Genomic DNA, 25,657 nt, shown 5'->3' on the forward strand with positions numbered 1-25,657 from the left:
GCGCAGGCGCCCCGTGTGACGCGCCTCTTCCCGATTCCGAAAGAGATGGCCGAGACACCGATCGGCGTGTTCCGGATATGAAATTTCCGCCGCGAAGCACGTCATGGCTGCAACTCCGGCGGCAAGGGCGGCATGGAGGGTGGCCCGGAGACATCTCCGGCACGGCCTGTTACGAAAATGCGCTCGGGCATGCGAAAGCCACGCAGCTTCAGCAGATCGAGCGGCCCGGCTCCCGCCTGCGTGCGGAGCACGTAGCGCAACGCTGGCTTCGTGCTGTCAAGGGGCTCGCCGGCCGACGCAGGAATCGCCTTCACGGCTTCCGGCAACATCGACACGTGCACGGCGCCACGATCCGGCCGGCCACGCCATATCAGTTCGTAGCGCGTATCGTCGAGCGGCCGGACCTGGGCTTTTTCGAGCAGCCGCAGGAACGCCCAGTCGCCTGTCTCATCGAACGCGATCCGCACCCCGGCGTTCTGCGCCTGCCAGGTTAGCGACGCGTGGCCGTTCAGCCCGCTGCCCGGCCAAGCCATTCGGGTCCAGGCATCCTGCTGGTTGAAGTAGACGATCCGACGCCCGTCCACACTCAGTTCGGTGTGGGTCACGTCCGGTGACGGCTGCGGCATCAACTCGAAGTGATAGCCTGCCTCGCCCCGCGAGTAAAGACGTGCACCGAGTGGGCCGACAAGCCGCAGCATGGCAAGGAACTTCGGATCGAATTGCAACGATGTCGGCGCGAGTTCGTCCGGCACCCACTGATCGCCCTGCCGCTTGAGCACGCCGGACAGTTCGATCTGGATAAAGCGGTTGATCAACCCGCCATCGGGCCGAACGTAACGCCCCAACTCCGCGAAAGATGCATCCGCCGACGTCGGCGCGAACGGATAGCGCGAAGCAAACGATGTCTCGAACGGGGCAGTCACGGCAGCACGCCACGTATCGTTCAGGCTTGCGGCAGCCGGCTGGAGAACGGCTTCCCAGGCCGCATCGAGCGGTTTCACGAACATCGTCTGGCCGAACCCGGCCCACTGCGCGCCCACGCTCGCGGCAGTCAGCGCAGCGTCGTCGCGCGCCTGAGAAAGGTTGGAGAGCTTGCCCTGGAATACGGCCTGTGCAAGCGATCGCGCCATCGCCTGCGCATCCAGGCTTGCCTGGATCTGCTGAAGCTTCAGACGCACGGTGGTGTCGGCCGTCAGGACGCGCGAGAGGCTGACGCCGCTGAACGCGGCGGCGTTTAGTCCGGCAGCGTTTTGCCCGTTGCCGCTGGCGGGCGCCGGGATCGCGTCGCCCATCAACGCGAGCAGCGGGCCGAACGAACGGTCGAGCGGATTGATTACGGCCGGCTGAGCCGCGTCGCTGCCTTCGGTCAACAATCCCCGCGCCTTGCGCATGAGCGTATCGGTCAGCGCCTGCGAGGGCCGCCCCGCCTCGCCCTGGTACTTCACTGATCTCATGACAGCGAGCAGCGGCGAAGCCTGCGCATCGGTCAAGCGCGTGAGCTGATCTATCACGCCCGAAAAACTGGTGGCGCGAATCCACTGGAAGCTGTTGAGCATGGTCGCCCAGGCGGCCGTGTAATCCTTGAAATACCGGTCGCGCAGTCGCTTCCTCAGTGTGTCGGCACTTTGCCTGGCATCGATAGTGGCTCGGGCCGTGCCTATCAGGCCTTGCTCGACAGCAGCGTTGCCCTGGGCAGCCGCCTGATCGCCCAACACCCAGTCGCCCTCGATATGCTGCCCTTTCACCGCATCGTCGATGGCCTTCTCGACGACACGCTCCCACGCTGCGCGCGTAAAAATGCCCGGTACCACCTGCGTAGTCGTGAACATGCCATGCGCGTCCGCGCCCGCAAGCAGCGTCGCGAGCGATACGTCGGCGTACTTGTTGCGCGCCGCTTCGAGCACGCGCCGATAGAGCATGTCGTCGCTGGCGGCGAGGCCGATCTGGCTCACGAGCGTCGAACGCATCTGCGTAACCAGCGTCTGCGAAGCATCGGTTCGCCATTCAGGATGCGCGCCAAGATGATCGGCCCAAAATCCTGCGAGTTGCCGCGAGACGTCGATCCATTCCCCCGCCTGCATAGCGGCGGGCGCAGGCCAGACGTCCAGCATCTGTGCCTTGAGGAACGGCGCTTCCGCGCGCGCAGGCATTACGAGCATCAGGTACGCCTTGAGACGGTTGTACGCCCGCTGCCGGGCGGCATGGCTCTGCTGCTCGTCCGCGCGCACCTGCGAGAGGGATCCGAGTTGCCTTTCCAGCGCTTGCGCGAGTGGCTGACGCAGATCACGGCTGGCCACGATCTGGTAGGGCCGCCAAAGCGTATCGAGGAGGTCGCCGTTACGCGACAGACCCGCGCGCAGATACCACGGTGCCCCATGCTGCCGACGATATTCGAGCGTCTCGATTTCATTCTGCAGCGCAAGTTGCGCACGCAACGCGAGCGGCGTTCCGGGTGCCGTCGCAAGCGCCTGGGCGGCGGTTGCTTCCGCTTCGTTGACGAGTGCCCGGTTGCCCAGCCCGGAAACCACCAACAGTGCGATCCATGCGATGGCTCCGATCAGGACACACCATGCAAGCGCATCGGGCCAGTACAACCTCGTGCGGCGCCCCCGATAGTTCGGCATGGCGGACGCAATCTGGTGCCACACCGGCAGCAGGGCGTGCGGTTGCTCACGCATCACTTCGGCCATCGGCACCGCCTCGAGCGCTGTATCGTCACCATGAATAGCCACGGGCATTGGCACCGCGCCAGTGCCCGGAAAAACCGGAGCGAACAACACGCCCGCCAACGGCGCGCGCAACCAGTTCGATGCGGCAAGCATGCGCATGTTCGTCGTGATCCTGGCGGCATGGTCGCCGACGTACTTCGAGATTTCCATCAGCCAAGTCACCCGGTTATTCCAGGTAGACAGGCGCACGCCCGTATCCGCCGTTCGGTGCTCGACCTCGTCGAGCAGTTCGGGCAATCGTGCGGCTGCGGATGTCGCGTGCCGGCGCGCGACATCCGGCATGAATGCCCCCACCACATCGAAGCGTTCGGCGGGGTTGCCATTCGCTTCGACCGGGTGCAGAAAAGCAACCGGCGCCGCCCACCCCAGCGAAGCGGCGAGTCCTGCGAGCTTGCGCGGCAAGTCGGTCTCGATATCGTGTGCGCGAGCGACATGCACCACGCCATCGATAGGCCGGCGGCGCAGCTTTCGGATCTGGCCGAGCCATTCCTCCGAATCGACGCCATCCGGGCAGGTGTGCACGAGGATCGTTTCGCCAACATGCATGACGCCCGCCTGCTTGAGTCCCGGCGCGACCTGATCGATGCGCTCGTCCATGCCGATCAACAGCAGCCAGCGCAGGCGGCGTCGCCAACGCCAGCCGTACGAAACGCGTAGCGCCTCGTACACGCGTTGCAGCCGCGCATCGCACCTGAGCGGCTTCATCGCCTTGGTGCGGTCTCCTGTTTCGGCTCGGAACCACCTCGCCGCCCCGCCGTACGCGCCCGTCGATACCGCGAACAGATGGGCGATCACGACGACAACCAGCGCAATCGGGATACCGATCAAAAACCGCATGCGAGGTGCGCCATCTGCGATGCCAAGACTGTCATTCCCGAACCAGACCAACAGCAGCGCGCCAATGGCCAGGACAAGCGCTGCGAGCGGCATGCCCCAGATCGCCACGCGCCCCGAAGCCGGCTTGCTGCCGACGGTGTCGGGCGCCTTGTTTCTCGAATTATTTTGGGGAGTCGTCATGCGTGGAAACGTTGAATTGTTCTGCGGATATCACGTGAAGGATGGCCGACTGCAGACCATCGATCAGCAGTTGCGGGCTGTCTGACGCCCCGGCCTCAATGGCAGCAGCAATCGCCAGCAAGCCGTTGGCGGCACCCACATTGCCGACGATACGATCGAGCCGATGCTGTGCGGTGTCCCCCAAGGCGGCCTGAAAACCAGCGGCGGCGAGGGCACGGTCACACTGCTCGAGCGGCCGCGCGATCCAGGCGTGCGTCACCGATGCTGCCTTGGCTTTGCCCCAGATCGCGGCATTCGCAAAGCCGTGTTGAGCCTGACCATCGATTGCCTGAACGGGACGATGCAGCGCAGCCTTGTGACGGACGCTCGAAGGAAGCTTGACGTAACCGGGATCGAGCAGCAGGGCGGCACAACCTTCGGCACCGCCTTCGGTAATGGCCGCGTCATGCCACGCTGCGGCAACGATCAGGAGCGGACGGCTCTCGCGCGCGTCGAGCCAGCCATCCGCCACCAGCAGGCCATCGGTCGCGGGAGCGGACTGGATCTCGAGCGGCGGAAGCGCCGCCAGTTGCAAGGCTTCCCGGACACGCGCCACGTACAGTCCCGCGGCGTCCGGCGCCGCCAGCACGCGTACCTGCGGCCAGTAAGGCTTTTCGTATCGCGTCAACGCCTGAATAGTGCCGATCAACGGTTCCAGGGCAACGCGGATCATCTGGACAGCCGGTGCAACCTCTATCGGCACGTCTGCGGCGCCGTCCTCGTTTTTCTCTTCACTGGCTACGGGCAACCCTGTCAGCAGCAGCGGATCATCGTCCTCAAAGCGGTTACACATGACCTTGCCCGAGCCATGACGGGCGCTCTGCATCTTCAGGAGCGGCTGTTTGCCTGCCAGCGCTTCGGAAAGGGATTTGCCCGCCAGCGGCAAGCAATAGCCCGCGTCGAGCACGTGCAGCGGACGCTGCGCGAATCGAATTTTTCGCGCAAGCCAACGGTCGCGATGATGATTTCGCCAGTACGTGCGATACCACATCACTTCGTACCCTGATCGGGCAAAACCGAGCAGGAGCAGGAACACACCGTTCGGTACCCCGATCATCCAGCTCCAGAACGCGAGGCCACGCGCAGGTTCAACGTTCGGCCATGCAAGCGCTACACATAGCGGACCAAGCAGATTGCACACGAACCACGCCGCAGCCCATGGCCGGAAACGCATTTTGGGTGGATAGCCGCCAGGGAGCCCAGCCGGGGAGAGGTCGACCGGCATTACTCGACACTGAAATTCATGAGCGACGAGAGCAGACGGCAACCGCACACGCAACGGTGGTGATGGAAGGCAACCTCCTTGCCATCGCGATCCGGGAGTCTGGCGTAGCCTTCGTCAATCGTGGTTGGCCCGTGCTGCTCGCAGATTGCCTCGTCGCCTTTTCGGGCGACGGGGCGGCCCATTACCTCGAACCATGGCGAGCCACCGGTGACTTCGCCGCCGTGTTCTAGTTTGTCGCCTTTGCGGATGGGTGATTGCATCGTTTAGTGTTCAGATTGTCTATCCACAGGTGACGTCTTGGAAGAAATTTTCTTCCTATTTTTTCGAAGCACAACCAAATCAGCTCATCCATTAAACACAAGATCAAAACTTGACTTCGAGCAGCATCGCGTCACTTTTCTTAAAAACCATCTACCTCTTTCTATCGAGAGCAAGCACATAATCGCATTCATCGAGCACTCCTTCGCAGCCACACAACCTGCCAACCAGAACCATGACATATAACCATACTTCAAAGTTTTCATGATAAAACCCACCCTACAAATTCGGGCATCTTTTACTTCTCACAATCCGCCCCTACACGAAATTTAAATTTACTCCGATTTTTAAAATCAATAAAATAATTAACAATACAACACAACATAACCTTACCCGAACACCGACACCACCTGCATTAGCATCAGCACACCGAGAGACTAAAATTCAAGAGTTCGCAGGACATCACGAAGGGACGTACCATTCGAATTTTTTCCAATCTTCCCATCAAAATCACCGCCGGATATACCAATCAAAACATCACCCTCATGAACAAAACAAAATCTTGAAGTTTTATTTTTATTTTTTGAAATGAAATCCAACACAAATCCGCTTGCACCAGGTACATTGATATTTTCAAAATTCACCCCCTCGCTTTTTTGATGCCGAACCCATTTTCCCTCATCAAAATCTGCCGGACACCTCCACGAATTATCGTCCATGATATCTTGCATTGGTTGAGTAACATCATTACCCCCAGCATTATCGGATGACCATTTGAAATCCGAGGCACTCACACACATGAAGCCAATCCATGGCACATTTTCGGCTCTACCTTCCTCAAACCACCAACCATACCCAGAATACGTTTCCGCCTGCTTAAGAAATGGGAGCTCCCTATAAGGAAGAAGAGAATTTGCACGATAAAATATTAATTCTGGAACATTGTATTGAACATGATCATATTTTTTTAAAATCATCGAGAAATCACAACCGATCATTCTTATGTGCACTGACGCCGGCCCATCTGCCGTTAGATTGCTGGTACCGCCGCCCAATTTCACCACGCCGCCATCAGCCGATGCATCAGCACAAAAGCATGTAACAGCAAACCAACCAGCAACAAATATTTTATACAACACACCAAGACCTCTCTAAAAATCAGAAACCAGCCGGCAGAAAAATTACACAAATCAATGAAATATTTTTCACCTAAACTCAGAAAGAATCTTTCATCATCATGACTGCACTTGGATTTTTCACCGAACATCAATCCAGCAGAAATATTCACCGCAGACACAACAATGCAATCTCAACAAAACAATTGACATCACCATCACTTCACTACCAATTCAAACCAAATTATCCAACAGAATCATTATCTACCTTCCAAGACAATAGTCATGGAACAATAGATTAATTTTTCGATGCAGACATACCATCCAAATGGTCAACAAACTCGATACCTCGAAGGATCTCAAGAACATACGGAAGGAGATTGCCCTTCGGATCGCCAAGATACATAACAGGTTGCCCGCCGCACAAAGCTATGGTTTTTTGAAAAATGCAGAATGACAGATAACGCTCCCGCTGTCCTGGATCGCCATCCAGATCATCCTGGATTAAATAAAATCCATCCGCATTGACTGCATCGAGGTTATCCACCGTGGTAACTTCACTCAACGCCCCCGCCTCTCTCTCATTATCGAAGTAAGGAACCCAACCTCGTCCATCTCCATCTAAAACGGCGCCATACTCCTTTGCAACATCTTCTTTTGATTGACCCATCAGGCCAATACATACAAAATTTATGCCGAATTTAGACATCTGCGTTTCAACGGGCGTTTTTTCAGTCCAGTAAGACGCATGCATCTGCATTCCACTAGCCAGATGCCCTTTGAAATAGTCCTCGACGCTGATAACACACCCATCTCCCATACTGACCACGAGCCGAGATGACCCAATAGCTCCAGGAAGATTAGCTGCAGAACACGATAGAAATGAGATAGTTACGAATAGAATTCCAACCAAAATCGCATAAAATCTGTTACACATATTTAATCTCTCCGCGGAACACGCCCCTCAGGGAACTCTAGTGAGGGAATCCCTGACGCATCGGGAAATTTGATTTCTGCCAGTACGGCTAGTGCCTGTGCGTATGCCACACAGCGGGCAATATACCCATTAAAAGGAATATTGATCTGCCCCACTGCACTAGGAAGATTCACAACGGCTGACGCGTCTCGAAAATTCATACTGTGGTAATAGATCCTTCCAACTGGTGGATTCGGATGAGAATCCGGCGGCCGCTTGGCAATCACCGCACACCGTTCCAAGAACGTCGGCTCATCAGCGTAACGAGCCATGCCAGAGTGTGCCCAGTAGTACCCTGCGCTATCGGCTGGAGCGAAAGTGTTTTCAACCGTTTCAGGCTCACCATTGGCACTGACTTGCTCGCGCCACCCTATCATCACGGGTGTCACTCCGCTAACTGAGTCTGCTATATACATCTGCGACTGCACTCGATGTTTATTGGCTTGAGTCTGAGCATGTGCTAAGGCGTCGCGTACTGTTTGTGATATTTTGGCCTTACGCCCCCGGAAATCCCAGTAGCCGATATAATTTGATGAGTGCGTGAGCTGCAAAAACCCTCGACCATCCCATGGGTAGTACCACTCGTCGCGATTGTTCTCATGCAATTTCTCCAGCCACTGGGTCTCCTGAATAGAATTTCCAAAGAAAACCGCCATGCGTTCGGGGGTAGAAATAATATATTTTCGCAAAGCACGATTCAGAGGAATTCGATGTTTTTTAGCGAAACTCGCTCTCACCCTAGAATAAATAACAGCTTCGTAATAAATTCCGTGTATTCCGGCTTCGCGCAGCACCTCAGTCGGTAACAGTTGTGTGAACTCACTCGCACTCAACCACCCACACCGCCTAAAATGCCGAATAAACGCCAACGGATGAAAGAACCAAAGCTCCTGCCCCGCAAGCGGCGTCTTATCTAGAAACTGGAACTTGCTCAGGAAATCGGTAAACGCCGCGTACCCATCAGGATTGGTATCTATCTGTTTGCCAAAGAAGCCATCCAGATCGTTCAAATCCCCATACCGCGCCTCGTGGTTAGACGAATCCCACTCGCTTCGCGCCTTGAACACCATCCCGCGGAGCTTTTCGGCCACGCCATCCATGTTCTGCACATAGCTGGCAAGCTGCAGATCGACCTCGTTGTCATTGTTCGGATCATCCTCGAGCGGCAGCGCCATGAATGGAAAATCCTGAATGCCGGTCAATCCGCAAAGCGTGAGGTAGTCACATCGCCCCAGATCTGTGAACGGAGTATTGTCGGCGTCGATCTTTTTCCACCCCGTGAAGAACGGGAAATCCGCGTCGGACAGTTTCTTGATGGCTTCAGGCGCGATATCGACATAACCCAGCGTGCCGTGTTCGTCGATCGGCACCGCAATCCAGGTAGCGCAATCTGCCTCCGTCAACGTGGGCTGCTCCGAGAGAATGCGACCGAAGCGCAACATCTCGTAGCCGTCGCTCGGACATGCCGGATAGAGCGCCATCGCACGCTGATACAGGTCGTACTCGTAACGCTTGCCGGTACCGCTGTCATAGGGATCAGCAATAGGATCAGGCGTGAGCAGTGTCACTTCCCCGCTGCCGTCGCTATCGATCCACGCGCGCGTGAAGCGCCGCCCCTTGTCGAACCATGCTTCGACGTAGAGCGTTTCGCCTGCTTCAATTGAGCCACCCGGCACGCGAGGAAACCACTTTTCCTTCAGGTTTGCAGGTTGCGAACAGAACTCCTGCGGGCCTGAAATGACGAAGTAGCTATGCCCCCAGTAATCGCTGGTCGTCGGCTGTACCAACTCCGTCACCCCGATCTGCACTTTCTCGAACCATGCGGTGAAATCGTCGTCCGCCATGAAGATTTCAAAGTGCAGATGCGCCATGCCCTGATGCTGACCAACGTAGCCCAGCATGTCCTTGCGATAGACCTTCCTCGCATTGCCCATCTGGACGACACCATCCTTACCTTCTGCCGTATCCAGCAGCCATTTGGGCAAGGCATTCGCCGAGCCTGTCTCTGGCGGATTCTCGGGCTGCGGAACGATATGCTCCTGCCGGACCATGTCCAGCAAGTGCATATAGAGCGAGTAATACGTGATCGTGCGTCCGTCGCCCGTATCGGTTTGGTGCCGCAACAAAACGAAGCCCGCGTTCGAGTTCAGCAAAGGCGGCCCGGTCGCCGCATCGCTCGTGCCGTCCGAGATGGCGTTCCGGCAAACGCGGTACGCCACAACTTCGCCATCCGCAATCGCGCGGACAGGCTCTGTCTGCTCGCCCGGATTCAGATGGATGGCGCAATGAGAACGCCGGTCGAAAGTGACCGGCCACACGCCGTGATGACGGATCTCGAACCGGTCGACGAGATCCATCATGGGATCCGGTTTCGACACGTCGCTGGCCGTCAGGCCCGACGCCGGAAGGAAGGGAGGGCTGATGATCATGGCGTCAGTGGGACGACGAATACGCGTCGGAAATCTTCAGGCTGCTTTTCGGCAGGGAGGGCAACGATGTCGGCACACTGCCAGGGCCGACGAACGCGAACGAAGCCGCCTTGATCTTGAACGCACCGGGACAATGGAACGTCATGTTGCCGCCCTCGATCTCGAGCGAGGCACCGCCGCTGTTCAGCACGATCTTCGTTTGGGCGGCAAGTTGAATATCGGCGCTTTCGCTGGCAACGCGTACCTGCTGCTTCGCGAACAGATCCATGCCATCAGTGAGCGCGGAAGCCGTGAACTTGCCCTTCGCGGCGGTGAGGTTGATGCCAAGCTTGTGGGCACACAGCGAGATCATCCCGCCTGCCGCCATGCGCAGGCGCTGGACAACGCTCACGTCCATGTCCCGGCCTGCCGTGACGATCGCGTTCTGTCCGGCCGAGTGCTGCATCGATTTCGGCGTAACGAACGCCATGCCGCCGGGAGCGCTCGCGAGCAACCCGGCGTCACGCAACTGGTTCAGGCCGTCGAGCAGCGCCGTCTGCGTGGCGCGATCGGCCGCATCCGCCCCGGCCTGCCTGGTTGCTGCCGCCAGACTCGTCACTCGCTGGAGAGCCTCCCTGAGTTGCGCGACGGCGGCAGGCATGTCGAGATGCGGCGTATCGGCACCCGCTGCCGCATCTGCTGAAAAGAACAGCCCTTTCGCCGCGCGCATAGTCGCCCACGCCTGGGTCGTCGCCTCATAGCCGGTGCCGCGCGGACGCTTCCTGCTGTCGAGCAGATAGCCGAGGTTCACCGCCGACTGGCTGTACACCGTCGCAAGCCGGGCGCTTTCCTTTTCCTTCAGATCGTTGAAAACGACTTCGGCACCGAGCAATGGTGAGCGCCAGATGGCATAGCTGTTCAGCGCGTCAACACCCCGAACAGGATCGCGGTGCGCATAGTCGTGCAGGGCGCCTGCGATATGCATGCGGTCCACATCGGCATGCGCCCCCTCCAGCAGCACCTCGGTTCCCGGTAGCAGCGGCGAATGCAAGCCGCCTTGATCCGATGACGACACGCGCACCAAGCGCAGTTTCAGCAGTTGTCGGTTGGTGTTGCCCGCACCCTGCAGAAACTTCGGCAGGACGGGATAACGCCCGTGCTCGTCCATGCATCCGTAGGGCGTCGAATCGAACGTCGTGACGACGCCTGCAACAGGGCCTGTCAGAAAACGCCAGTCCCGCTCGTAGTCGAATTTCGGGCTGTATGCCAGATGCGCAGGCATTGCCTTGAAGCGAGCGTGGGCCGGCTTCGTGCGGCTGCCTTTCATGATCATCGACGTGATCACGAACCCGTATCCGGCGCGCGGCACCTTCACATTGGTCGCTTTCATCACAACGCCGGGCGCAATGCCCAAGGCATTCGTCGTGCCGGAGAGCGTGGCTTGGCGCGCGATCTGCTCGTCGCGCCGCGTCTGCGCGAGTGCCTTGCCCTGCTGCTGCGTCAGGTGGAACTCCGTGCTGCGGCTGATCTGTCCGAACACCGAGCGGTCGTCCGCTTCACTGGAGACGTTTGCCGTCGCCCGCAACGGATCGTCCGGTGTGCGGTAATTGCGCTCGTACAGTTCAATCGTGGCGGGCACAAGGGTACGTGTGTCATTGAGCGACAGCACTGCTTCGTGACACCCGGCAGACAGGCCCGAATCCGGGATGAGCGGCACGTCGAGCGAACGGATATAGGCGCGTGGATTGTTGGCAAAGACAATCGTGTCGAGCTGACCATGCTTGCCGCGCCCCTGTTTGTAGAACCAGAAGACGCCCTTGCGACGGCAGTGTCGGGTGATGAAGTTCCACAAGGACTCTTCGTACATCACCACTTCTTCCATCTTTTCCGACAACCCTTCGATCTGGAACTGCACGTCGAATGCGTCGAAATTCTCGCGGTCGACCAGCGCTTGCGTGATCATCTCCTGCAATGTCACGTCCTTGAAGGTGTCCGACTTGATGATCCGCTTGCAGATAGCAGCGAAGCGCGGTTCGATGCGTAGCCGGTAGGTCGCTTCGTCGAGGCTCACGCCGATACGCTCGATGCGCGTGACGACACCGTTGAAGGTGGCTGCCTCACGATCGACGGGCTCGATATGGCTGATCGAGGGCACGGCCACGCGCTCGTCGATCTGCAACCCGGCGCGCCGTCCGACATGGTGTTTGCCGTCGAGATCGAGCTGCGACGAAGTCAGCGTTACGTCAGCGGTGTAGTCCTTGCAGAATCCGCTGCGTACCCGGAATTTGACGACGTCGAAATCGTGTTCGAGTTTCCCGACCCAGACACGCAGGCGCTGACTGAGACACGCACTCGGATGACGCAGCGCGTCGGTGAAATTTTTCGCCACCGCGTTCATAGGCACGTTCCATTTCGGTTGAAAGGCATGAGGTGCAATTGCTGCACTCATATCTATCGGCACCGAAATCTACGAGCCGTGCGAGAAGATCGTCAATCGCGCCAAACACGGAAGCGGAGGTTAATCAACGTTTACGTTGATTAACTAAAATGAGTTGAAATCGTATTTATCGAGATGAATTTAAGTGATATGAACCAAGATCAATAGATCGACAATCAGACTATCAATCGGAAGCTGGCGACGGAATCAATTGGCAACGGAGACGATCCATCCCCCAAGCTCCAGGCCGAGCTAATCCGGCGCATCCACCAACGCATTTTCATGACTCTTCTAAAGAGTCATCGCGGTTGCGATAGCCACATCTCCACTCATTTTCGTTTTTAAAGAATCCGGAGATACAAAAGCGTCAATGGCGCTACCCACCACAAAAAACGCCGCCCTACCTCGCCCCCCGCGCCACCCGCCCGGCCGCCAGATCCCACGCCCCGCTCCCCACTGTCTTCAGCACCACCGCCCCGCCCTTCTCCACCCCGTCGCGCACGGCCGCGCCGATCGTTCGCACCTGCGGCCAATCCACGCGGGCCTGAATCAGATCGCCGGCCTCGGCCTGCGCCGCCTGCAGGTCGTCGACGAACACGCGGCTCGCGCGAATCGTCGCGGCCGCGATTTCCGCGGCATCGGGCGTGAACGCGCCCACGCCGATCACGAGCCGGCTTGCGCACGCCGCCTCGGTGTACACGGGCACCCGGCTCGTCGTCGTCGTGACGACCGTATCGATGTGGTCCGGAATCGCGCCGCCGCTCGCCGCCACACCTTCGACCGCCACGCCCTGCGCCGCCAGCCGCGCGCAAAACGCCGCTTCCGCATCCGCGCCACGGCCCTGCACCCAAAGGCGCGCCGCCGGATACAGGCTTTGCATCGCCAGCCCATGCGCCAGCGCCTGCTGCCCGGTGCCGACGATCAGCGCCGCGCGCGGCTGCGACGGGTGCAGCACGCGCACGCCGAGCATCGACAGCGCCGCCGTGCGCCGCGCGGTGACGGTCGGGCCGTCGAGGATGAATTCGGGGCGGCCCGTCTCGCCGTCGCATACGGTCACGTTGCCGAAGATCGTCGGCAGGCCGCGCTTCGCGTTGCCGGGCGCGACGCTCACGAGCTTGTGGATCGCCACGTCGCGCGCGCTCGCCAGCATCGACAGCAGCACGCCATCCGCGCCGAGCGGCACGCCGACGCGCACCGGCGCATGGATCTCGCCGGCCTCGTGCTGCACGCTGGCCTCGGCCAACGCATCGACAAGCCGCTTGAAATCGAGCAGCGCCGCCGTTGCCGCGGCATCGAACACGGGAATGGAACTCATCGGGATTGCCTCGATCGTGTGAGAGAAGAAAAGCGGTCAGAAGCGGCCGGCGCGGAACGGCGTCAGATCGACGGCGGGCGTTTCGCCGGCCATCCGCTGCGCGATCAGTTCGCCGGTCAGCGGCCCGAGCGTCAGGCCCAGATGCTGATGCCCGGTGGCGACGAACACGTTCCGCGCCACCGGCAGCTCGTCGATCATCGGCAGGTAATCGGGCAGCGTCGGGCGGTCGCCGAACCAGCGCGTCGCGATCTCCGGCGCGGGCTCGGACGGAAACAACGCGCCGAACTGCCTCGCGAGGATCTCGGCGCGGCGCCAATCGGGCGCCTCGGGCGGCCCGAATTCGACGGTGCCGGCCAGCCGGATGCCGTCCTGCATCGGATTGCACGTGAACCCGCGCTCGACGAAGCTGACCGGCACCGGGATCGCCGCCGCCGAAGGCCGCGCAAGCTGGACGTGATAGCCACGCTCGCGCGTGATCGGAATGCGCAAGCCGAGCGCCTGCGTCAGCACAGCGCTATGCGCCCCCGCGGCGATCAGCACCTTGCCGAACTGCCGCGTGTCGCCGCCAAGGCGCACGCTCACGCGCCCATCGGGCAGCGGGCGAATCTCGCCGACGGGTGCCTGCATGAACCGCGCGCCGGCCGCGATGGCGGCATCGACGATCCGCAGCACCGCAAGCCGCGGGTTCGCGATCGACGCCATGCCGGGGAAATACCGCGCGTGGCTGATCCGTTCGGTCAGCGTAGGCAGGTAGTCGCGGCGCACCTGCGCGGCGTCGAGGTGGCGATAGGCCACGCCGTGGCGATCGAGCAGGTTCAAATACCGGCGCTCCCGCGCAGCATCGGCCGGCTTCTCGAACACGTAGAGCGAGCCGGTGTCGCGATACAGATCGTTCAGGATCGGCTTCGCAAGCAGGCGCTGCCATGCCGCGGCGGCCATCGTCACGACGCTGGCCAGCGATGCGGTATTGCGCCGGAAATTCGACGGCAGCGATTGCCGGGCGAACGCGGCCATCCACGGCGCCATCTTGAGCATGCCGCGCTTGTGCAGCTTCAATGGGCTATCGGCTTGCAACACCATGCGCGGCAGGCCCGCCAGCGTGTCGGGGCTCGCCAGCGGCGCAACGTGATCGACAGCGACGATGCCGGCGTTGCCGAACGAACAGCCGAGCCCCGGCTCGGCGGCGTCCGCGAGGTGCACGCGAAATCCCTTTGCCGTGAGGTTCAGCGCGGCGTTCGCGCCGATAATCCCTGCGCCCACCACCAAAATGTCTTCCATGGCCTGCCGCGACGAGTCATGACGATTCGCCCGATACTAGCCGAACAATTTCCGATAGGAAACAAAATCTCCGATCGGGACATCCCGAATGCGGCGGTCCCGCTCAGCCGCTCACGGCGTTGTACGCGCCGGCCTGCTCCAGCAGCCAGGCGCGGAACGTCTCCAGCGGCCGGCCATGGCTCAGTTCAGTCGGGTAGACGAGGTAGTAGGAGAACTGCACGGGGAACGTCGCATCGAACGGAATCACCACGCCGAGCTGCTCGAGCTTGCCCTCGACGAAGAACTTCGGCACCAGCGCCACGCCAAGCCCGGCCGCCGCGCCCGCGATCAGCATGGTGTGCAGTTCGTAGCGCACGCCCTGCATCGTCAAGGGATCCTTGATATCGAAATGGTCGAACCAGCGCGGCCACGCATCGGGGCGCGTGGTGGAATGCAGCAGCGGGTAGTTGAGCAGTTCGTGCGGCTTCTTGATCGGCTTGCTCAGCAGCGCGGGCGAACACACCGGCACCACCTCCTCGCCGAACAGGTAATCGGACGTGGTGCCCGGCCAGCTCGGCTTGCCGTAATGGATCGCCGCCTCGAAGTGCGTCTCCTCGAACGGGAACATCTCGGTGCGCACGCCCATGTTGACGCGCACGTCGGGCGCGCGATCGTTGAAATCCTTCATGCGCGGAATCAGCCACTGCGACGCGAAGGTCGGCAGCACCGCCAGCTCGAGATACCCGCCGCCGCTACCGTGCGCGATGATCGACAGCGTGTCGCGGTCGAGCGTCTCCAGCGAACGCCGCACCTGCGTGGCGTACAGCCGCCCGGCCCGCGTCAGCACCACGCGCTGCTTCGAACGCACGAACAGGCGCACGCCGATCTGCGATTCGAGCGTGGCCACCTGGCGCGACACGGCGCTTTCCGTCAGGAACAGCTCCTTCGCCGCATAGGTGAAGCTCTCGTGCCGCGCGGCCGCTTCGAAGGCCATCAACGCGCTCAGGTTGGGGATCTTGAATTTGCGCATGGTTGTTCATAAAAGTCATCAACTGGCAATTTAATCTCGCTTTACGGGGCATGCAAGCGCCTCAATAATGCTGATCACGCACGATTCGGCCTGCCTCCGCACGCCGCCCCGTCCCCTCGATCCCCACAACGGCACTGTGAGATACGCGATGCGCAATGCGAATGTAGAGCGGCTTCTGACCCGGCTGCTCGGCCAGGACAAGACCGACGCCCTGTTCTCCACCCTCAACGCCCCGGCGCTGCTGGCCGATTGGGAAGACGGCACCGTCACGCGCGCGGAACTCGCGCAGGCGATGAACATGGCGCTGTTCGAGGATCTGCTGCAACGCTCGGAAAGCGGCCGCATCTACACGCGCGAAACCATCGCCAACGGCGGCTCGGTGTTCTTCGATCACGGCGCGCTGCGCACCGTGCGCTGGGCGCAGAACGGCGCGCTGCCGCCGGGCGAAGCCGCGTTCACGCGCATCCTGCGCCCGCTCGGCTTCAAGCTGAACGGCCGCTATCCGCTCGACAAGCTCAAGATGACGGGCCGCGCCTACGCGCACGAGGATGCCCCCGACGAGATCGCGCAGTTCTTCGTCAGCGAGTTGCACCCGGAGCGCTTCTCGGCCGAATTCCAGCAAGCGGTCACGCGCGTCGTGAGCACGTCGAAGGATCCGCTCACGCCGCTCGCGATCTCGCAACTGTCGGAACTGGAGCGCGATGGCGCGCTGCCGATCGAGGATGCCGAAGCGCTGCTGCCGGTGATCGTCGGCGCGTTCGCGCGCCAGCACGACGTGCCGTCCGAATCGGACTACGAAACGATCCTGCTCGAATCGGCCGAAATGGCCTGGATCTCGACCGAAGGCAACGCGTTCAATCACGCAACGGACCGCGTGGCCGACGTGTTCCGGCTCTCCGACGACGAAAAGGCCAAGGGCCGGCCGATGAAGCCCGATGTCGAGCGCTCGCGCTCGGGCCGCGTGTTCCAGACAGCCTATCGCGCTGACATCGTGGAGCGCCCGTTCCGCGCGGCGGACGGCACGCTGGTCACGCGCAAGGTGCCCGGTTCGTTCTACGAGTTCATCACGCGCAAGCGCAGCTTCGAGCGCGATACGCGCCGCTGGGAAACGGATCTGCGCTTCGATGCGAGCAACGCCACCGGCATCTTCAAGATGACGGCGAACGCCGCGCAGGAAGCGGCTGGCGGGATGTAATAGGAAGCGCGCCGCTCAGGCGCGCGGCTTGCCGCGCGAGGCCGGCGATTTGACCTCGGCGCTGTACGGCGCCGTCTCGCCGCCTTCGTTGATCAGCCAGAGCACTTCGGCATCCTGCTTGCTGGTGGACACGGCAGCATGGCCGGTGCGGCTGTCGAAATAGATGCTGTCGCCCGCTTCGAGCACGGTGGGCGAATACAGTTCGGAATACAGACAAACCTGCCCGCTCAGCACGAACAGGAATTCCTCCCCTTCGTGGCGGCCCCATTCGGCGAACGCGTCGAGCGAGTGCGCCGTGATGCGGATGCGGAACGGGTACATCGCCTTCTGCGCCAGCTCGGTGGCCAGCAACTCCATCTCGTAGCACCCGGCCGAATGCGGCTGGCCCTCGCCCTTGCGCGTGACCGCGCGGCGGCCGCTCGCGCGCGGCTTCGGCGTCGAGCCGAACAGTTCGCCGAGATCGATCTGCAGGCCGTGGACGATCTTCTGCAGCACGTCGAAGGTGGGCGACATCGCGCCGTTCTCGATCTTCGACAACGTGGAGCGCGACACGCCGCATACGCGGCTGGCGGCTTCGAGCGTGTAGTCGAGATGCTGGCGCGCGGCCTTGACGCGCTTGCCCAGTGCGGACGACGCGCTCTCTACGGGCTTCAGGGCAGGGGTGTCCATGCGGGAAAACGAAGAAAGGTGGGATTCGGGAGGTGTTTCCAATACTACCATTGCGCCGGCGCCGTCCTGCTTGGCCGGGCCGGCTCCGTTTCCCATCCGAAACAGCGGCCCGTGAACGCGCGGCTCGTCGCGATCTCCGACAGGCTGGCCTTGTACTTCGCATCGAACATCGCGTCGAGCTGGCGACGGCTCGCCGCGATGCGCGCATCCGGCGCCAGCACCACCGAGATGTCGTGCGCGAGCGTTTGCAGCAGCAGGCGCAGCATGCGGCAGCGCCGCAGCGTGGAGGCGAAGCTGTAGACCTCGCGAAACAGCCGCATGCGCACGATGCGGCTGTCCACGCCGAGCGCGTCCGACACCTCGTTCAGCGTCCACGCGTGGCCGGGCCACAGGAACATCTGCTGCGCGAGCGCCCGCCCGAACGGCGTGCCGGACGGGCTTCCCGAGGCCGCGAACGCCGCGCGCAACGCGAGCCAATCGGGGCCGCCGAACAGCGCGCCCGACGGGCAGGATTCCAGAGTTAATGTGCCCGACGCACAACCGTCGCTGCCCGGCGCCAGCAACACCGTGAACAGCGTCTCGGCCGGAATGTGCCAGCCCGGCCCGTGCGCGCGCTTCGCGAGCACCGATTCGGCTTCCATTGCATGCACCCCCGCGCGCCGTTCCCAATCGATCGGAAACGGGCAGCGCAGCTCGTGCAGATGCAGCGGTCGCGACAGCGAAAAGCTCAGTTTCATGGGGGCCGGCGTTGGATGGGATGCACGCAGGAACGTGGAAAACGCACCGGCGATGCAGCGAAATCGTACCGGAGATCGGCGCGCGAAAACATTGATGCGAACGCCGATGCGCGGCGCGCAACACCCGCCGCATGCGGGTATGTCCCGAACGCGTGGGATCGCGCCGGGGGCGTCCCGCTCAGGCCCGATATATCAGGGTTGATGAGAAAACCGCATCATGTATCGAATAGATATCGTTTGATCGCGCGGTTTTGGTTTCGGAGAATCGGCTCAACGTCTTCGCCGGGCAACGGGCTGGCGTAGCGAAAAGCCCGGGGGCCACGCCCTCGACCATCGACTCCCAGCATCAGGAACGCTTCCATGCCGCTCTGTTTTCGCACTCGTCGTCACGCGCTCGCCCTTGCCCTGTCCGGTCTGTCCGTCGCGGGCGCGGCCCAGGCGCAGGACGCCGTCATCAAGATCGGCGTGGCGGCCCCGCTCACCGGCGGCGCGGCGGCGTACGGCAAGGACATCGAGAACGGCGTGCGGCTCGCGGTGGACGAGGCCAACGCCCGCCATCCGCAAGTGGCCGGCAAGCCCGTGAAATACGTGGTCGAGCCGCAGGACGACCAGGGCGACCCGCGCATCGGCGTGCAGGCCGCGCAGCAACTGGTGGACGGCAACGTGGCGGTGGTCATCGGCCACTTCAACTCGGGCACGACGCTGCCCGCCTCGCGCGTCTACGCGAAGGCCGGCATCCCGATGATCACGCCGGCGGCCACCAATCCCACCATCACGCAAGGCGGCCTCAACTCGGTGTATCGCGTGATCGCCACCGATTCGCAGAACGCGGGCAACGCCGGCAACTACGCGGCCACCGTCACCAAGGCCAAGCGCATCGCGATCATCGACGACCGTACCGCGTTCGGCCAGGGCGAGGCCGACGAGTTCGAGAAGGCCGTGAAGGCCGCGGGCGGCACGATCGTCGCGCGCGATTTCACCAACGACAAGGCCGTGGATTTCAGCGCGCAACTGACCAAGATGAAGGGCGCGAACGCCGATCTGGTGTTCTTCGGCGGCCTCGACACGCAGGCCGCGATGCTCGTCAAGCGCATGCGCCAGCTCGGCATGAAGGCGCAGTTCCTGGCCGGCGGCGGCGTGATGGACGCGAATTTCCTGAAGATCGCCGGCGACGCCGCCGAAGGCGCGTCCGTGTGGGAATACGGCCAGCCGCTCGCGACGCGCCCGCAAGGCAAGGCGTTCGAAGCGAAATTCAAGCAGAAATTCGGCATGGACATGCTGGCCTACGCGCCGTTCGCCTACGACGCCACCTACATCGCGATCGCATCGATCGAAAAGGCGAACTCGACCAAACCGGCCGACCTGAACGCCGCGCTCAAATCGACCGATTTCAACGGCATCACCGGCACGATCGGCTTCACGCCCAGCGGCGACCTCAAGAACCCCAGCTCGACGCTCTATCAGGTCAAGAACGGCGCCTGGACGCCCGTGACCACCCGGACGGCGAACTGATGCACGGCACCTGCTTTTTTTGTTACCGATGCGAAGCAATCGGGTGTGCGAAGCCGCGTTTTATGGTGCGTTGTCGCGCCCGAAACGCGCGTGTATAGTTTCCAAGCTTACTCATTTCTCCTATCGGAAACATAAGGATTGATACCGTGACGCCTTCGACCATTCTTTCCCAGCTGGACATCGCCCATCTCGCGGAAGCGGGCGACATCGCCGTGCATTCGCCGATCAACGGCGAACTCGTCGGCCGCGTCGCGAGCCAATCGGTGGCCGACGTGGACGCCGCGCTCGCGAAGGCGCAGGAAGCGTTCAAGGCCTGGCGCAACGTGCCGGCCCCGCGCCGCGGCGAGCTCGTGCGCATCCTCGGCAACAAGCTGCGCGAGAAGAAGCAGGCGCTCGGCAGCATCATCACGCTCGAAACCGGCAAGATCCTCCAGGAAGGCCTGGGCGAAGTGCAGGAAATGATCGACATCTGCGATTTCGCGGTGGGCCTGTCGCGCCAACTGTATGGCCTGACCATCTCGTCGGAGCGCCCGGGCCACCGCATGGCGGAAACCTGGCACCCGATGGGCGTCTGCACGGTGATCTCGGCGTTCAACTTCCCGGCCGCCGTGTGGTCGTGGAACGCCGCGCTCGCGCTGGTGTGCGGCAACGCGGTGCTCTGGAAGCCGTCGGAAAAGGCCCCGCTGACCGCGCTGGCCGTCGATCGCATCCTGCAGGACGCGCTCAAGGAATTCGGCGATGCGCCGGCCGGCCTCACGGCCGTCATCAACGGCGGCCGCGAGGTGGGCGCGAAGCTGGTGTCCGACCCGCGTTCGAGCATCGTCAGCGCCACCGGCAGCACGGAAATGGGCCGCGCGGTGGGTGTGGAAGTAGCGCGCCGCTTCGGCCGCTCGATCCTCGAACTGGGCGGCAACAACGCCGGCATCGTCACCGGCACGGCCGATCTCGAGCTGGCGCTGCGCGGCATCGTGTTCTCGGCCGTCGGCACGGCCGGCCAGCGCTGCACGTCGCTGCGCCGCCTGTTCGTGCATGAAAGCGTGTACGACACGGTGGTCGAGCGCCTCAAGACGTTCTACGGCAAGGTCGTGATCGGCAACCCGCTCGAACAGGGCGTGCTGATGGGGCCGCTGATCGACGAAGCCTCGTTCAACCGCATGCAGGCCGCGCTTGAAACGGCAATGGGCCAGGGCGGCAAGGTGCACGGCGGCGAGCGTCACACGGTGGCCGGCAGCGAGAAGGGCTTCTACGTGCGCCCGGCGATCGTCGAAATGCCGTCGCAAACGGATGTCGTGCTGACCGAAACCTTCGCCCCGATCCTCTACGTGCTGAAGTACCGCGAATTCAACGACGCCATCGACGCGAACAACGCCGCGCACCACGGCCTGTCGTCGTGCGTGTTCACCACCGACCTGCGCGAAAGCGAGCGCTTCCTGTCCGATTCGGGCAGCGACTGCGGCATCGCCAACGTCAACATCGGCCCGAGCGGCGCGGAAATCGGCGGCGCGTTCGGCGGCGAGAAGGAAACCGGCGGCGGCCGCGAATCGGGTTCGGATGCGTGGAAGGCCTACATGCGCCGCGCGACCAACACGGTCAACTACTCGTCGGCGCTGCCGCTCGCGCAGGGCATCGATTTCAACCTCGACTGACCGCCGCGCCGGGCTTGCCGCCCGGCCCGGAGGGGGCACGCCGCACGCCCCCTCCCACCCGCTCCGCCACACCGCCGTTCAGCATTCTTCATCATTCATCCGGATGCAATCATCAGGCATCCTGACATTCTCCAATGTGGAGCCAGACGTGAGTTCTCAAGTCGTTATCGTTGGCGGCGGCGTGATCGGCAGCTCGATCGCCTATTTCCTGCGCGCATCGGATCCCACGGTGTCCGTCACCGTCATCGAGCGCGACCCGAGCTACGCGCGGTCATCGTCGGCGCTGTCGGCGGCGTCGATCCGCCAGCAGTTCTCCACGCCGCTGTCGATCCAGATGTCGCTGTACGGCATCGAATTCCTGCGCGACATCGGCGGGCTGCTCGAAGTGGACGGCCACCGCCCGCAGATCGAACTGCACGAAGGCGGCTATCTGTTCCTCGCCACGCCGGCCGGCGAAGGCATCCTGCGCGAGAACCACGCGCTCCAGCAAAGCCTCGGCGCGGACATCGACCTGATGCACGCCGACGCGCTGAAGGCGAAGTTCCCCTGGCTCAACGTGGACGACCTCTCGGCCGGCGCCTACGGCCGCAGCGGCGAAGGCTGGTTCGACGGCTACGGGCTGGTGCAGGCGCTGCGCAAGAAGGCGCAGGCGCTCGGCGCGCGCTACGTGGCCACCGACGTGACGGGCCTCGTGCTCGACGGCCGCAAGGTCACGCACGTGGTGGACGCCAAGGGCGAGCGCTACGCCTGCGACACGCTCGTCAACGCGGCCGGCGCCTGGGCGCGCAAGATCGCCACCATGATGGGCATCGAGATTCCCGTGCACGCGCGCCGCCGCAGCATCTTCAACGTGTCGTCGCCCGCGCGCCTGCCCAACAGCCCGCTGCTGATCGACCCCACCGGCGTGTATTTCCGCCCCGAAGGCAATACCTACATCACCGGTACCTCGCCGTCGCCCGACAACGACCCGGACGATCTGCCGCTCGACGAAGTCGATCACGATCTGTTCGACGACGTGATCTGGCCGACGCTCGCGCATCGCGTGCCGGAATTCGAGGCGCTGCGCGTGGAGAATTGCTGGTCCGGCTACTACGAATACAACGTGTTCGACCACAACGCGATCATCGGCTACCACCCCGACATCGACAACTGCGTGTTCGCCAACGGCTACAGCGGCCACGGCCTGCAGCAGGGGCCGGCCACCGGGCGCGGCGTCAGCGAGCTGATCCTGTCGGGCCGCTATGGCGCGCTCGACCTGTCGTCGCTGAGCTGGGCGCGCGTGCTCGAAAACCGCCCGATCGTGGAGCGCAACGTCGTCTAGCCCTCCCCACCCGCCTCCCTGATCGACCGACATGTACGCATTCACCGCGCCGTTCCAACATCCCACGGGCTCGCCGATCCGGGAGCTGTTCAAGTATCTGAGCGTGCCCGGCATGATCTCCTTCGCGGGCGGCTACCCGGCCAGCGATCTGTTCGACGTCGAAGGCCTCGCCGAGGCGTCGGCGCGCGCGTATCGCACGCCGGTGCGCTGCCTGCAATACGGCCCGACCGACGGCCTGCCCGAGCTCAAGCAGCAACTGCTCGCGCTGATGGCGCAGCGCGGCGCGCCCTGCGCCCCGGAGGAACTGCTCGTCACCACCGGTTCGCAGCAAGGCCTCGACCTGCTGCTGCGCGTGCTGGTGCGCCCCGGCGACGTGGTGCTCACCGAGCAGCCGGCCTATCCGGCCACGCTGCAGGCGCTGCGCCTGCAGCAGGCGCGGATCGTGACCGTGCCGGTGGACGGCAGCGGCCTCGACGTCGATGCGCTGGCCGGCCTGCTCGATTCCGGCGCGGTGGCGGCACCGCGCCTGCTCTACACGGTGCCGACGTTCGCGAACCCGACCGGCGCCACGCTGTCGCGCGCGCGTCGCATCGCACTCCTGAAGCTCGCCGCGCAACACCGCTTCGTGATCGTGGAAGACGATCCGTACGGCGACCTGCGCTTCTCGGGCGAAGCCTTGCCGTCGATGCTCGCGCTGAGCGCCGAGGTGCCCGGCTCGCGCGACTGGATCGTGCACTTCGCGAGCCTCTCGAAGATCGTCGCGCCGGGCCTGCGCGTGGGCTGGAGCGTCGCGCCGGCCGAAATCACGCGCCGCTGCGTGGTGGCCAAGCAGACGGTGGATCTGTGCAGCGCGCCGTGGCCGCAGGCCACGGCCGCCGAATATCTGGCCGATGGCGCGCTCGATCGCCACCTGCCGCGCATCACGGCCGCGTACCGGCGCAAGAGCGACGCGCTGTGCGGCGAGCTGCGCGCGCAGTTCGGCGAGGCCGTCGCCTTCCACGAACCGCAGGGCGGCATGTTCGTCTGGGCGCGCATGGCGAGCCTGCCCGCCGACGCGCTGCTGGCCCGCGCGATCGAGAACAAGGTGATCTTCGTGCCGGGCAAGGCGTTCTATGCCGACAACGTCGATCCGCATGCGCTGCGCTTCTCGTTCGCCGCGCCGGGCGTGGAGGACATTCAGGAAGGGGCGCGCCGGCTCAGGCGCGCTTACGACGAGGCGCTCGCGACGGCATGAGCCGCGCCGCCTCGCGATCGACATCGCAATCGCGAAGCACTTCGCCCTGCATGACGCAACAAGCCCGCCGGCTTCGACCCGGCGGGCTTGTTTTTCATGACGCGGCGAACCCGCTCACGCCTCGCAGGTGGCCCACAGGAACGGCTTGACGTTCTCGCGCGCGAGCGTCACGCCGAGGCCCGGCTTGTCTTCCACTTCGAGCCAGCCGTCCTTGATGCGCGCTTCCGGCGCGTTTTCGAGCACCGGCACGTAGATCGGCGAATCGCTGAAGTACGGATAGATTTCGAGCGTCATGAAGTTCGCCAGCGTCACGCTCACCTGCAGCGTGCCGGCCGTGCACAGCGTGCTCGCGCAGTTGTGCGGCGCGACGCGCAGGTTGTAGGCCTCGGCCATCGCCGCGATCTTCTTGGTTTCCATCAGGCCGCCCGTGTTGCCGATGTCCGGCTGCACGATGTCGACGACCTGCGGCTCCATCACCTTGCGGAAGCCGTAGCGCGTGTAAAGGCGCTCGCCGGCCGCGATCGACATGCTGGTCGAATCGGCGATGCGCTTCAGCGCGCCGGTATCAAACGCGTCGCACGGCTCTTCCAGCCAGCGGATGCCGAGATCTTCATAGCGCTTGCACAGGCGGATCGTTTCGTCCGTCGTCAGGCCGCCGCTCAGGTCGAGCATGATCTCGGCGCTGGAGCCGACGAATTCGACGAGCTTCTTCACGCGCTGATAGGCCAGCTCGAGGAATGCGTCGTCGTGCGCGCGGCGCGTGACGTGCTTGAGGCGGCCGAGGTGATCCTGCGTGGCGAGCGGGTAGCACTTGAGCGCCTTGTAGCCGTCCTCGATCGGGCGGGCCGCGGCCTGCGCCCATTCGTCGGCGCCGAGGCAGTGGTAGTTCCAGCCGTTCGCGTACACCGGCACCTTGTCGAAGATCTTGCCGCCGAAGAATTCGTAGACGGGCACGCCGATCGCCTTGCCCTTGATGTCCCACAGCGCCTGCTCGATCGCGCTGATGCCGGCGAACGTGATCGCGCCGCCGCCCTTGGCCCAGAACGACATGTCGTACATTTCCGACCACAGTTCCTCGATGCGGAACGGGTCGCGGCCCAGGATCAGACGCTCGACCAGATCCTTGATCATGCCGGCCGCGGCGGTGCTGCCGATGCCGTAGGCGATCGCGGCTTCGCCGATGCCGGTCGTGCCGTCGTCGGTGATCAGTTCGACGATCACCGGGTTCACATATCCACTCTTGATCAGGTAGACGTTCGCGCTCTTGATTTTCATAACACCTCGGGGGTTGATGTGGTCCCCGGCGTCGCCGCGCGGCGCCGGACAAACCGGTTGAAACGGGAAACGGCGGTTCGGGCGGCTCAGGCGGCGTGCGCCGCGTGCGTGCTGCCCAGCACGCCGTGATCGGTCAGCAGGGGATGCGCGATGCCGAGCGCGTTGGCGATCTGGCCGAGCACCACGCGCTCGCCGGGCGAGCCGGCCAGGCCTGCCGCCGCCGCGCCGGCGGGCTGCGCATCGCGCATCACCACCAGCGCGC

At 62.8% G+C, this 25,657-nt stretch carries 18 protein-coding genes; 5 read left to right on the forward strand and 13 right to left on the reverse strand.

The features are described 5' to 3' along the window. Positions 1-101: 101 nt before the first annotated feature. The 10 genes from G3N92_RS01410 to G3N92_RS01455 form a co-directional block, all read right to left on the reverse strand. Complete coding sequence (locus G3N92_RS01410; RefSeq protein WP_206125657.1) at positions 102-3,746, reverse strand: ImcF-related family protein; 3,645 nt, start codon at positions 3,744-3,746, stop codon at positions 102-104. Next, positions 3,727-4,842, reverse strand: a complete 1,116-nt coding sequence (locus G3N92_RS01415; RefSeq protein ID WP_241014497.1) for a hypothetical protein — start codon at positions 4,840-4,842, stop codon at positions 3,727-3,729. The genes G3N92_RS01410 and G3N92_RS01415 overlap by 20 nt, the downstream gene beginning before the upstream one ends. A 167-nt stretch (positions 4,843-5,009) precedes the next feature. After that, positions 5,010-5,270 carry a PAAR domain-containing protein gene (locus G3N92_RS01420; RefSeq protein ID WP_206125658.1) on the reverse strand — a complete coding sequence of 87 codons (261 nt, stop codon included), beginning with the start codon at positions 5,268-5,270 and terminating at the stop codon, positions 5,010-5,012. A gap of 435 nt (positions 5,271-5,705) precedes the next feature. Further along, complete coding sequence (locus G3N92_RS01425) at positions 5,706-6,407, reverse strand: hypothetical protein (RefSeq protein WP_206125659.1); 702 nt, start codon at positions 6,405-6,407, stop codon at positions 5,706-5,708. A 274-nt stretch (positions 6,408-6,681) separates the two neighbouring features. Beyond that, the gene (locus tag G3N92_RS01430) at positions 6,682-7,137 is read right to left on the reverse strand and encodes a hypothetical protein (protein ID WP_206125660.1); all 456 of its coding nucleotides are present in this window, start codon (positions 7,135-7,137) and stop codon (positions 6,682-6,684) included. A 185-nt stretch (positions 7,138-7,322) separates the two neighbouring features. Further along, positions 7,323-9,788: a M23 family metallopeptidase gene (locus G3N92_RS01435; protein WP_206125661.1), complete on the reverse strand. Its 2,466-nt coding sequence runs from the start codon at positions 9,786-9,788 to the stop codon at positions 7,323-7,325. A 4-nt stretch (positions 9,789-9,792) separates the two neighbouring features. Further along, entirely contained in the window at positions 9,793-12,165 is a 2,373-nt protein-coding gene (locus tag G3N92_RS01440; RefSeq protein ID WP_206125662.1) for a type VI secretion system tip protein VgrG, read from the reverse strand. Positions 12,166-12,604: 439 nt separating this feature from the next. After that, on the reverse strand, positions 12,605-13,519 hold the full coding sequence (gene lhpI / locus G3N92_RS01445; RefSeq protein ID WP_206125663.1) for a bifunctional Delta(1)-pyrroline-2-carboxylate/Delta(1)-piperideine-2-carboxylate reductase: 915 nt from the start codon (positions 13,517-13,519) through the stop codon (positions 12,605-12,607). A 36-nt stretch (positions 13,520-13,555) separates the two neighbouring features. After that, positions 13,556-14,797 carry an FAD-dependent oxidoreductase gene (locus G3N92_RS01450; RefSeq protein WP_206125664.1) on the reverse strand — a complete coding sequence of 414 codons (1,242 nt, stop codon included), beginning with the start codon at positions 14,795-14,797 and terminating at the stop codon, positions 13,556-13,558. A 103-nt stretch (positions 14,798-14,900) separates the two neighbouring features. Then, on the reverse strand, positions 14,901-15,806 hold the full coding sequence (locus G3N92_RS01455; protein WP_206125665.1) for a LysR substrate-binding domain-containing protein: 906 nt from the start codon (positions 15,804-15,806) through the stop codon (positions 14,901-14,903). Between the two features lie 148 nt (positions 15,807-15,954). On the opposite strand from G3N92_RS01455, the gene G3N92_RS01460 reads away from it, so the two are divergent. Beyond that, positions 15,955-17,001 (forward strand): DUF1338 domain-containing protein, encoded by a 1,047-nt coding sequence (locus G3N92_RS01460; protein ID WP_206125666.1) that lies wholly within the window; start codon positions 15,955-15,957, stop codon positions 16,999-17,001. A gap of 15 nt (positions 17,002-17,016) precedes the next feature. Here G3N92_RS01460 and G3N92_RS01465 read toward each other — a convergent pair whose 3' ends face one another. Together G3N92_RS01465 and G3N92_RS01470 are read right to left on the reverse strand one after the other, a co-directional pair. Next, entirely contained in the window at positions 17,017-17,670 is a 654-nt protein-coding gene (locus G3N92_RS01465; RefSeq protein WP_206125667.1) for an XRE family transcriptional regulator, read from the reverse strand. A 44-nt stretch (positions 17,671-17,714) separates the two neighbouring features. Next, a complete protein-coding gene (locus tag G3N92_RS01470; protein ID WP_206125668.1) occupies positions 17,715-18,407 on the reverse strand; it encodes a hypothetical protein in 693 nt (230 codons plus the stop codon). Between the two features lie 360 nt (positions 18,408-18,767). Here G3N92_RS01470 and G3N92_RS01475 point away from each other — a divergent pair, with 360 nt between their 5' ends. From G3N92_RS01475 to G3N92_RS01490, 4 genes are all read left to right on the forward strand, one after another. Continuing rightward, the gene (locus G3N92_RS01475; protein WP_206125669.1) at positions 18,768-19,919 is read left to right on the forward strand and encodes a branched-chain amino acid ABC transporter substrate-binding protein; all 1,152 of its coding nucleotides are present in this window, start codon (positions 18,768-18,770) and stop codon (positions 19,917-19,919) included. A gap of 146 nt (positions 19,920-20,065) precedes the next feature. After that, positions 20,066-21,565, forward strand: a complete 1,500-nt coding sequence (locus G3N92_RS01480; protein ID WP_206125670.1) for an aldehyde dehydrogenase family protein — start codon at positions 20,066-20,068, stop codon at positions 21,563-21,565. Positions 21,566-21,713: 148 nt separating this feature from the next. Beyond that, a complete protein-coding gene (locus tag G3N92_RS01485; protein WP_206125671.1) occupies positions 21,714-22,886 on the forward strand; it encodes an FAD-binding oxidoreductase in 1,173 nt (390 codons plus the stop codon). Positions 22,887-22,917: 31 nt separating this feature from the next. After that, positions 22,918-24,120 carry a PLP-dependent aminotransferase family protein gene (locus G3N92_RS01490; RefSeq protein WP_206125672.1) on the forward strand — a complete coding sequence of 401 codons (1,203 nt, stop codon included), beginning with the start codon at positions 22,918-22,920 and terminating at the stop codon, positions 24,118-24,120. A gap of 114 nt (positions 24,121-24,234) precedes the next feature. Here G3N92_RS01490 and G3N92_RS01495 read toward each other — a convergent pair whose 3' ends face one another. Then, on the reverse strand, positions 24,235-25,395 hold the full coding sequence (locus G3N92_RS01495; RefSeq protein WP_206125673.1) for a mandelate racemase/muconate lactonizing enzyme family protein: 1,161 nt from the start codon (positions 25,393-25,395) through the stop codon (positions 24,235-24,237). Positions 25,396-25,657 lie beyond the last annotated feature (262 nt).

This window comes from Burkholderia sp. Ac-20379, from assembly GCF_017104645.1.
GTDB lineage: Bacteria > Pseudomonadota > Gammaproteobacteria > Burkholderiales > Burkholderiaceae > Burkholderia.